This window comes from Mycobacteriales bacterium, from assembly GCA_035550055.1.
Lineage (GTDB): Bacteria > Actinomycetota > Actinomycetes > JAFAQI01 > JAFAQI01 > DASZTV01.
The window spans coordinates 1-8059 of the sequence record DASZRO010000046.1; the positions used below are offsets into that span (position 1 = coordinate 1).

General features: G+C 69.3%; 7 protein-coding genes. 2 read left to right on the plus strand and 5 right to left on the minus strand.

Features of this window, described 5'->3' with window-relative positions:
* Positions 1 to 28 precede the first annotated feature (28 nt).
* From VG899_07290 to VG899_07310, 5 genes are all read right to left on the minus strand, one after another.
* Positions 29 to 1702 carry a substrate-binding domain-containing protein gene (locus tag VG899_07290; protein ID HWA66157.1) on the minus strand — a complete coding sequence of 558 codons (1674 nt, stop codon included), beginning with the start codon at positions 1700 to 1702 and terminating at the stop codon, positions 29 to 31.
* Positions 1699 to 2835 carry a phosphate ABC transporter permease PstA gene (pstA, locus tag VG899_07295; GenBank protein HWA66158.1) on the minus strand — a complete coding sequence of 379 codons (1137 nt, stop codon included), beginning with the start codon at positions 2833 to 2835 and terminating at the stop codon, positions 1699 to 1701. Before pstA ends, VG899_07290 begins: the two co-directional genes overlap by 4 nt.
* Positions 2835 to 3839 carry a phosphate ABC transporter permease subunit PstC gene (pstC, locus tag VG899_07300; GenBank protein HWA66159.1) on the minus strand — a complete coding sequence of 335 codons (1005 nt, stop codon included), beginning with the start codon at positions 3837 to 3839 and terminating at the stop codon, positions 2835 to 2837. The genes pstA and pstC overlap by 1 nt, the downstream gene beginning before the upstream one ends.
* Positions 3836 to 4615: a phosphate ABC transporter ATP-binding protein gene (locus VG899_07305; protein ID HWA66160.1), complete on the minus strand. Its 780-nt coding sequence runs from the start codon at positions 4613 to 4615 to the stop codon at positions 3836 to 3838. The genes pstC and VG899_07305 overlap by 4 nt, the downstream gene beginning before the upstream one ends.
* A 206-nt stretch (positions 4616 to 4821) precedes the next feature.
* Positions 4822 to 5181: a hypothetical protein gene (locus VG899_07310; GenBank protein ID HWA66161.1), complete on the minus strand. Its 360-nt coding sequence runs from the start codon at positions 5179 to 5181 to the stop codon at positions 4822 to 4824.
* A gap of 261 nt (positions 5182 to 5442) precedes the next feature.
* Between VG899_07310 and VG899_07315 the strand changes: the two genes are divergently transcribed.
* Both VG899_07315 and VG899_07320 read left to right on the plus strand, forming a co-directional pair.
* A complete protein-coding gene (locus VG899_07315) occupies positions 5443 to 6351 on the plus strand; it encodes an alpha/beta hydrolase (protein ID HWA66162.1) in 909 nt (302 codons plus the stop codon).
* Between the two features lie 30 nt (positions 6352 to 6381).
* A complete protein-coding gene (locus VG899_07320) occupies positions 6382 to 7923 on the plus strand; it encodes an alkaline phosphatase family protein (protein ID HWA66163.1) in 1542 nt (513 codons plus the stop codon).
* Positions 7924 to 8059 lie beyond the last annotated feature (136 nt).

Consider the following 8059-nt stretch of genomic DNA (forward strand, 5'->3'; position numbering starts at 1 on the left):
GCGAGCAGCGCCCCACGAAGTCCGCGGGTCACGGGGCACCTCGACGGCGTCTCAGCCACGCGACGTACGCCCCCGGCAGCAGCACGATCGCGACCAGCTCGGCAACCGCGACCACCCCGAAGACCGTGTTGTCGCCGTTGCTCTGTGCGCTGAGCTCGACCGCGGTCGGGGCCGCCGCGGAGATGTCCGACGACCCGGCGCTGACGGGTTGACCGTTTCCGGACTGCACCGTCGCGTCACCCGCGCCGCCGGTCGCCGCCGCACCTGACGTTCCCGTCCCGCCCGGGCTGGCGCCGCTGGCTCCGGTCGAGCCCTTGCTCACCGACGTCGAGCCGGCTTGGGTCGTCGTCCCCGGCGCGACCGCACCGTCACCGCACGGGACCGCGGTCACCTTCTGGCAGGGCAGCGGTTGTGGCGCCACCTGGGCGAGGTGGTTCGCGGCGAGGTTGCCCTTGACGAACGTCGGGTTGTCACACGCCGCGAGGTTGGCCGACGGGTTCTTGATGTTGACGCCCGGCACCGCGTTCGGTGTCGCCTGCGGGCCGAGCTTCTCGATCTGGTTGAACGACGCCTTGACGAGGTTCAGCGGCAACGGCGAGTAGCCGTACGGGCCGGCCTTCGACTGGCCGGTGCACAGGTCGTAGCTCAAGAAGTCGGCCAGCGTCTGCCGCTTCGCGGGCGTCATGCGCTGGTCGGTCGAGCTCGTCGGGATGATCATGTAGGAGTACGACGAGACCGGATATGAGCGCGGGTCCTTGTACGTGTAGACGTCGTCGAGGTTCTGCGTCAGATAGGTGTTGGGCGCCAGCCCGGCCGGGCTGCACGTCCCGCTCCCGTTGCAGCCGTTGATCTTCGCTTGGGTCAACGCGACGGCGACGTTGTACTGGGTCGGCTGTACGAAGTAGCCGTCGGGGTTCTCGACGTACACCACCGGGTAGTGCGCATTCAGCGGGTAGGAGTACTCCGCGTAGCCGATGTCGCCGTTGCCGGCCGCCGAGTCGACGGTGTTCATCACGCCGTCGTCACCGGACGCGGCGATCTGCCGGCCGGTCCGCGGGTAGATCGAGGTCAGTCCGGTGTTGCCACCGTTGTAGGGGCCCCAGATCGACGGGTACTCCTTGCCCATCCACAACGTGAACTGCGCCGTCGCACCCGAACCGTCGGAACGAACGACAGGTGTGATCGGCGTCGACGGGAACGCGTGCCCGCCGTTCTCCTTCGTGATCTCCGGGTCGTCCCAGTTGGTGATCTGGTTGGTGAAGATCTTGGCGATCGTCTCGCCGGACAATCGCAGGTTGTTGACGAGCTTGCCGGCCACCTTCAGCTGGTAGGTGAACGCGGTGCCGCCGGCGACCACGGGAAGGTAGGCGTACGGCCGGCTGCTCGCGTCGGTCTGATGCGTCACCGGATCGACGCCCTGGTAGGGAATGTCGGAGTCGGCGAAGTCGACGACGTAGTTCGAGAAGTCCTTGCGGCCCTGGGACGAGCCGTTGTTGTTGAACGTGATCTGCATCCCCTGAGCGGAGACGTCAGCGATCCACTGCTGGATGATCGTGTAGGCCCAGGTCGAACCGGAGCCCTCGATCTCGGCGTACTCGGCCGAGGCGGGGCTGATCCCGCGATACGCCGAGAAGCAGAAGAGCGCGAGCACCACGGCCAGGCGCAGCGTGTTGCGTCGCAGACGGATGAGGCTGGGGCTCATGACAGGGCCTTTCGCGCACGGCGCAGGAGCGAGGGCTTGTTGGTCCGCGGCCGCGCGAGCATCCGGGCCGTGACGAAGAGGACGAGCACGAGCAGCAGCAACACGGCCGCCGCGCCGAACGCTCGCTGGACCTGGAGCTCGATGCCACTGCGAGCGGAGGTGAAGATGAACAGCGGCAGCGAGTTCATGACCCCGGTCGTGGGGTTGAGGTGGACGAACGTCGCGTTGCCCGAGGTGATCAGGACAGGCGCGGTCTCACCGACCCCGCGCGCGATCGCGAGGATCAACGCAGTTGCCAGACCGGGTCGGGCGGTCGGCAACACGACCCGCCACACCGTCGCCCACCGGCTCGCGCCCAGCGCGAACGACGCCTCGCGCATCGTGTTGGGAACCACGCGGAGCACCACGTCGGAGGCGCGCGCGATGATCGGCAGCATCATCACGGTGATCGCCAGACCGGCTGCCAGACCCGATCGCGGGAAGCCGAGCGCGATGATCCACACCGTGTAGATGAACAGGCCGGCGAGGATGTCGGGCAGCGCCGTCATGGCTTCGACGACGGTGCGGACGACCCGGGCGAACTTGCCGCCGATCTCGTTCATGTAGACCGCGGTGCCGACACCGAGCGGAAGCGCGATCGCGGAGGCGATGCCGAGCTCGATCAGCGAGCCGAGGACGGCGTGCAGGATGCCGCCCTTGCCGAGCGGGTCCTCCGCGCCCACCCCGGTCATGTCGTGGGTGAAGAAGTTGGTGTGGTGCAGCGCAGTCCATCCGCGCTTGAAGACGAACACGATGACCGAGCCGAGCGCGACGAGAACGATGACCGTGCCGGTCGCGACAAGCCAGCGGGCCACCCGATCGGCGATGGCGACGTTGCTGCCGATGACGGCGGTGCCGACCACCAGAATGGCGAGGTTCGCGAGCGCCGCGACGAACAGGAACCACGCAAGGCCGCTCACCGGCAGCAGCCGCTCGACCACCACCCAGGCGATCCCCAGCGCTCCGACACGGGCGCCCCAGGTCAGGAAGCGTTCGTCGGCGGGTAGCTGCCCGAGGTTGGCGCGTGGCGTCGACGGGACGTCCGCACTGGCCGCGGCGTACGCCGGCGACGCGGCGTGCGACATCGTGCTCATCAGGTTTCCGCCCCGGAGCGGCTGCGGTTGACGACGATCGCGGCGAGGGTGTTGACCAGCAGCGTGATGACGAACAGCACGAAGCCCGCGGTCAGCAGGGCGGAGAGCTGGATGCCCGTCGCCTCACCGAACTGGCTGGCGATGAGCGCCGAGACGGTGTCTGTGCCGATCTCGAGGATGTGGCCCTTGATGACGAACTCCGGGCTGACGATCAGCAGCACGGCGATCGTCTCGCCCAGCGCCCGACCGAGGGCGAGCATCGTCCCGCCGATGATGCCGCCCCTGCCGAAGGGCAGGACGACGGTGCGGATCATGCCCCACTTGGTCGATCCGAGCGCCAGCGCGCCTTCCTTCTCGCCCTCGGGCGTGAGCGCGAAGACCTGCCGCATGACCGCGCACGCCATCGGCATGACCATCATCGAGACCACCGCGCCCGCGATGAACGCGCTTGCCGTGTACCGGCTGATGTCCGGTACCGGGGCGTTGGGGTTGGCGTCGACGTGGAACGGCGGGAACCAGCCGAAGTTGCGTTGCAGGAAGACCGCGAAGTGGGAGGCGTGCGGCTCGATGAGGAAGAACCCCCACAGGCCGTAGACGATCGACGGCACCGCAGCCATCAGGTCGATGGCCGCGACCAGCGGCCCGCGCACCCGCGCGGGGGCGTACTCGGTGATGTACAGCGCGGTCGCGATGGCGAGCGGGAACGAGATGACCATCGCCACTGCGGCGACCTCGATCGTCCCGACCAGCACCGCGGCGATGCCCAGCGTGTCCGTGTCCGGGTTCCACGCCTGGGTCGTGAAGAACGACAAGCCGTAGTGGTGCAGCGTCGGCCAGCCTTGGTAGGCCAGGAAGACGCCGATGCCGCCCGTGATGAGAAGCACCGACGCGCCGATCGCCCGGAAGGTGTTGACGAAGACGGCATCCCGGCCGGTCGGCTTGCGGGACAGGCGGCGCGGCCCGTCCGAGCTCGGCCGGCCGCCCGCCTCGAGGAGGCTCGTCACCCGAAGCGGCCGTTCACGTAGTCCGACGTACGAGCGTCCTGCGGGCGCTCGAAGATGTCCTCGGTCGGCCCCGACTCCACGATCGCGCCAGGCGTGCCCTGCTCGGCCAGGAAGAACGCGCACTGCTGGGACACCCGGGCGGCCTGCTGCATGTTGTGCGTGACGATCACGATCGTGACCTGGTCGCGCAGCAACGCGATCGTCTCCTCGACCCGCCGCGTCGAGGTCGGGTCGAGCGCCGAGCACGGCTCGTCCATCAGCAGCACATCGGGGTTGACGGCGAGCGAGCGCGCGATGCACAGCCGCTGCTGCTGACCGCCCGACAGCGCCCCGCCGGGCTCGTCGAGCCGGTCCTTGACCTCAGCCCACAGCCCGCCCCGCTGGAGGCAGTCCTCGATGAGCGCGTCGCGCTCGGAACGAGAGATCTTCTGGCCGGTGAGCTTGAGCCCGGCGACGACGTTGCCGGCGATGCTCATCGCGGGGAACGGGTTCGGCTTCTGGAAGACCATGCCGATGCGGCGCCGGGTGTCGGTGATGCGCGCCTGCGGGGCGTAGATGTCCTCGCCGTTGAGGCGCACCTCACCCGCGAGCTTGGCGATCGCGACCTGCTCGTGCATCCGGTTGAGGATTCGCAGGAACGTCGACTTGCCGCAGCCGGACGGTCCGATCAAAGCGGTCACCGTGCCGGGGAGCATGGTCAGCGAGACCCGCTCCAGCACCTTGTTGTCGCCGAACCAGGCGGACACGTTCTCGGCGTCGAGTCGTGCCCCACTCACCGCCGTGTGCTCGGCTGGGGCTGCCTGCCCGGGCGCGGCGAGCGCCGGGGCCGACGCAGCGGGCTGCGTCACGTGAGGTGACTGGTGGGTGTGCTGCTCGGGGGCGTCGAGATCCTGGGTGAAGTGCACGCGAACCTCGCCCGGCGCGGCGACGCTCTGCTCGGGTGCCTGGATGTCGGTCATCTCGGTTGCCTCCGGCTGCTCGGTCACGCGGCGCCGTCCGGGAGCCGGGTCTCGGCGAGCTGCCAGACCGGCGGGGGATCGGCGTCAGAAAGGTCGGCGACCGCTGCGGCCGCGACGAAGGTGCTTGCGTTGTAGGTGCACTCGCGGTGTCGCGCGTAGCCGCGGCTCGAGGTCGCGACGGCGACGCCGTCGAGGCGCAGCCGCCAACCCCACGTACCGGTACGCGGGACGGTGAGCACGCTGACCTCGGCCTCGCCGACCCGCTCGCGCAACCGAGCCGCGTCGTCTCGCGCACTGGCGAGGTCGGGGAACACGCGACAGCTCCGGCCGAGCTCGCGGTGGTTGGCGCCGGTGAGACGCCAGGCGAACCACGAGCCGTCCACGTCCACCTCCCCGACGAAGTGCTGGTGCAAGTCAGGCCACACCGGGTGTGCAGCCGCCCCCTCCCCGACCCCCAGAACGAAGAGATAGCGCGGGACTTTCACGCGATCCCCTCCCGTTCCGTCGTACGAGGAACGCGCCCCCGCCCTGCCTCACAACGACACCCCACCTTCGGCGACGACCGGCACACCCCGGGGGAACTGCAGATGAGCGAAAGATGAACAACAGGCGCGATCTTGGGATTCGTGGGGCATCCTCGTTCGATGGCCACGACCACCGCGCACGCCGTCTCGCGTTTCGCCGATCTCGCCGGGCCGACGCACTACCTCGACTTCGGGGGGCCGGCCGACGCTCCGCTGCTGCTTCTCGTCCACGGGCTCGGCGGCGCGACGTGGAACTGGCTGGCCCTCGCGCCGCTGCTGCACGATCAGGTGCGGGTCATGGCGATCGACCTGGCCGGCCACGGCCTGTCGCCGGCCGCCGGGCGTCCGACCACGGTCGGCGGCAACCGGCGGTTGCTCGACCGGTTCATCCGTGAGGTGGTCGGCGAGCCGGTGGTGCTCGTCGGCAACTCGATGGGCGGGATGATCACGATCCTGGAAGCGAGCAGCTGCCCCGACCAGGTGCTCGGCGCCGTCCTCGTGGACCCGGCGCTGCCACGGCCGCTGCTGTCGCGCGGTGACGCCCGGGTGGCGGCGCAGTTCGCCGTGATGTCACTCCCGCTGCTGGGCGAAGCGGCCTACCTGCGGCGGCGGGCCCGCTACTCGGCCGAGCACCACATCCGGCAGACGCTGCGGCTGTGCACGGTGGACGTGAGTCGGGTGTCCGACGAGGTGATCGCAGCCGGGGTCAGCGTCATCGAACAGCGAGACGCCGACCAGTTCCCGCCGTCTGACGTCACTACGGCGGGTCGCTCCGTCGTACTGCGAGTCAGCCGCGCCCGTGAGCTGCGACGCGCGATGGCTCGCATCACCGCTCCGGTGCTGCTGCTGCACGGCGCCAAGGACCGGCTGGTGCCGGTCGCGTCGGCGCGGCAGGCCGCCGAGGCGTTCCCGGCGTGGCGGCTCGGCGTTGCCGACGACGTCGGACACGTGCCGATGATGGAGGCGCCGCAGTGGACGGCGGGCCAGATCCTGCACTGGCTTCGCGAGGACGCCGACCTCCTTCACTAGAAGTTCGGCCGGGTCAGCCACAATCGCGGCATGACCGGGATCAGCAGCAGCGGACCGACCCGTCGGCAAGTCCTCGCCGGCGGCACCGCCGCCGCGATGGCAGCGATGTCGATGCGTTTCGGTCGCCTCGTCGACGACGCGTTCGCGGCCGAGCCGACGAAACACGCACCGCTGTCCGACATCGAGCACGTGATCTTCCTGATGATGGAGAACCGCTCGTTCGACCACTACTTCGGGACCTACCCGGGGGTTCGTGGCTTCAACGACCCGCACGCCATCCTTGGCGTCTTCCATCAGCGCGGCTATCGCGCCGGCCACGGGGTCGACCCGCACGGCCGGCTCTATCCGTTCCACCTCGACACGAAGAACCTCGCGAGCTTCGCGGAGTGCGTCGACGACATCACCCACGACTGGGCGCCGCAGCACCAGTCCTGGAACAACGGCAAGATGGACGGCTTCCTCTCCGCTCACCTCGCTGCCAACGGCGCGCAGCATGGCCCGCTGACGATGGGCTACTACGAGCGCGAGGACATCCCGCTCTATCGCAGCCTCGCCGACGCGTTCACGATCTGCGACTCCTACTTCTGCTCGGTGCTCGGTCCGACCGACCCGAACCGCGTGATGTCGTTCTCCGCGACGCTGGACCCGGACGGCGATCACGGCGGCCCGTGCCTGAACACGCTGACCGCCAACCGGGTGGAGCGCTTCGGCAAGTACGACTGGAAGACGATGCCCGAGCACCTGACCGAGGCCGGCGTGACGTGGAAGGTCTATCAGGACGCCTCGGACCTGACGCTGCTCAACCCGTTGCTCTACTTCAAGAAGTACCTCGACCCCGGCACCTACCTGGGCAAGAACGCCAACGGGCTCATCAGCTATCCCGTGGACTTCGCAGCTGACGTCGCCGCGGGCACGTTGCCGCAGGTGTCGTGGATCTTCCCGGACTTCCTGGCCTGCGACCACCCCTCGGCGCCGCCGATCCTCGGCGAGCTGCTCGTCGCCGACGTGCTCGAGACCGTGGTCAGCAACAAGGCGCTCTGGGAGAAGACCGCGATCGTGGTGATGTACGACGAGAACGGCGGCTTCTTCGACCACGTCGCCCCGCCGACGCCGCCGCCCGGCACCCCGGGCGAACACCTCACGATGCACTCGCTGCCGTCGGAGGCCGTGGACGTCCGCGGCCCGGTCGGCCTCGGCTTCCGGGTGCCGTGCCTGGTGCTCTCGCCGTACAGCCGGGGTGGCTTCGTCTGCAGCGACGTCCTCGACCACACCTCGCAGCTCAAGTTCCTGGAGCGGCGATTCGGGGTCGACGTACCGAACATCAGCAAGTGGCGGCGCAAGACCGTCGGTGACATGGTGGCGACGTTCAGCTTCGGCCGGGCGCCGCACGCCGACGTCCCGAAGCTGCCGAGCCTCGACGCGCAGGAGGCGACGGTGCTTGCCGGCGAGTGCGTCATCACCGGAAACGGACCGCTCGGCGTCGAGGACCTCGGGATCGCGACCCCGGTGCCGGCCAGCGTGCCCAAGCCGCATCAGCCGAAAGGCAACCGGCCCAGGCCGATCAGGGCCTAGGGAATCACTGATCAATGCCGTCCGTCGCGAGCGGCGATCCGGGCGGCGGCTGGCAAGGCGGAGGAGGAGCGCGGTAGCAGCGCTACCGCCGACGACGACAACGCGGTCCAGCCGTCGATCCGGGCGACGCGCAGCA

Excerpts from the sequence above, each read along its gene's own strand:
- VG899_07290 (HWA66157.1), bottom strand. The coding sequence starts at position 1,702 with ATGAGCCCCAGCCTCATCCGTCTGCGACGCAACACGCTGCGCCTGGCC.
- pstA (HWA66158.1), bottom strand. The coding sequence starts at position 2,835 with ATGAGCACGATGTCGCACGCCGCGTCGCCGGCGTACGCCGCGGCCAGT.
- VG899_07315 (HWA66162.1), top strand. The coding sequence starts at position 5,443 with ATGGCCACGACCACCGCGCACGCCGTCTCGCGTTTCGCCGATCTCGCC.
- VG899_07320 (HWA66163.1), top strand. The coding sequence starts at position 6,382 with ATGACCGGGATCAGCAGCAGCGGACCGACCCGTCGGCAAGTCCTCGCC.